The following is a 1,685-nucleotide window of genomic DNA, read 5'->3' on the forward strand; positions in this document are numbered from 1 at the left end:
CTTTTAGATATCATATTTTAGAGAGTTTGATCCTGGCTCAGGACGAACGCTGGCGGCGTGCCTAACACATGCAAGTCGAACGGAGCTATGCGCTGAACGGAGAGCAGCTTGCTGAAGGAAGTTCTTGTATAGCTTAGTGGCGGACGGGTGAGTAACGCGTGAGCAACCTGCCTTTCAGAGGGGGATAACGTTTGGAAACGAACGCTAATACCGCATAAGACCACACTTCCACATGGGAGAGGGGTCAAAGGAGCAATCCGCTGAAAGATGGGCTCGCGTCCGATTAGATAGTTGGGGGGGTAACGGCCCACCAAGTCGACGATCGGTAGCCGGACTGAGAGGTTGAACGGCCACATTGGGACTGAGACACGGCCCAGACTCCTACGGGAGGCAGCAGTGAGGGATATTGGTCAATGGGGGAAACCCTGAACCAGCAACGCCGCGTGAGGGAAGACGGTTTTCGGATTGTAAACCTCTGTCCTCTGTGAAGATAATGACGGTAGCAGAGGAGGAAGCTCCGGCTAACTACGTGCCAGCAGCCGCGGTAATACGTAGGGAGCGAGCGTTGTCCGGATTTACTGGGTGTAAAGGGTGCGTAGGCGGGTAAGCAAGTCAGAAGTGAAATCCATGGGCTTAACCCATGAACTGCTTTTGAAACTGTTTATCTTGAGTGAAGTAGAGGTAGGCGGAATTCCCGGTGTAGCGGTGAAATGCGTAGAGATCGGGAGGAACACCAGTGGCGAAGGCGGCCTACTGGGCTTTAACTGACGCTGAAGCACGAAAGCGTGGGTAGCAAACAGGATTAGATACCCTGGTAGTCCATGCCGTAAACGATGATTACTAGGTGTGGGGGGACTGACCCCCTCCGTGCCGGAGTTAACACAATAAGTAATCCACCTGGGGAGTACGACCGCAAGGTTGAAACTCAAAGGAATTGACGGGGGCCCGCACAAGCAGTGGAGTATGTGGATTAATTCGACGCAACGCGAAGAACCTTACCAGGTCTTGACATCCAACTAACGAGGTAGAGATACGTCAGGTGCCCTTCGGGGAAAGTTGAGACAGGTGGTGCATGGTTGTCGTCAGCTCGTGTCGTGAGATGTTGGGTTAAGTCCCGCAACGAGCGCAACCCTTACTGTTAGTTGCTACGCAAGAGCACTCTAGCAGGACTGCCGTTGACAAAACGGAGGAAGGTGGGGACGACGTCAAATCATCATGCCCCTTATGACCTGGGCTTCACACGTACTACAATGGCCATTAACAGAGGGAAGCAATACCGCGAGGTGGAGCAAAACCCTAAAAATGGTCTCAGTTCGGATTGCAGGCTGCAACTCGCCTGCATGAAGTTGGAATTGCTAGTAATCGCGGATCAGCATGCCGCGGTGAATACGTTCCCGGGCCTTGTACACACCGCCCGTCACACCATGGGAGCCGGTAATACCCGAAGTCAGTAGCCTAACCGCAAGGAGGGCGCTGCCGAAGGTAGGATTGGCGACTGGGGTGAAGTCGTAACAAGGTAGCCGTATCGGAAGGTGCGGCTGGATCACCTCCTTTCTATGGAGACTTGATAAAGGCTGAGGCTTTTATCTAACATCCAAGGTCGGCGCGAGTCCGGAAATCAGATCGTTGTTTAATTTTGAGGGTCCAAAAGATCGCCTGAGGGCGATCTTCTTGGAATTGCCCAA

At 53.1% G+C, this 1,685-nt stretch carries 1 rRNA gene; it reads left to right on the top strand.

Annotation, left to right across the window (positions count from 1 at the left end):
• Positions 1-14: 14 nt before the first annotated feature.
• Positions 15-1,554 (top strand): 16S ribosomal RNA (locus U8T64_RS13820).
• Positions 1,555-1,685: the final 131 nt, after the last annotated feature.

The organism is Neglectibacter caecimuris (genome assembly GCF_034335015.1).
In the GTDB taxonomy this organism is placed as follows: domain Bacteria; phylum Bacillota; class Clostridia; order Oscillospirales; family Acutalibacteraceae; genus Acutalibacter; species Acutalibacter caecimuris_A.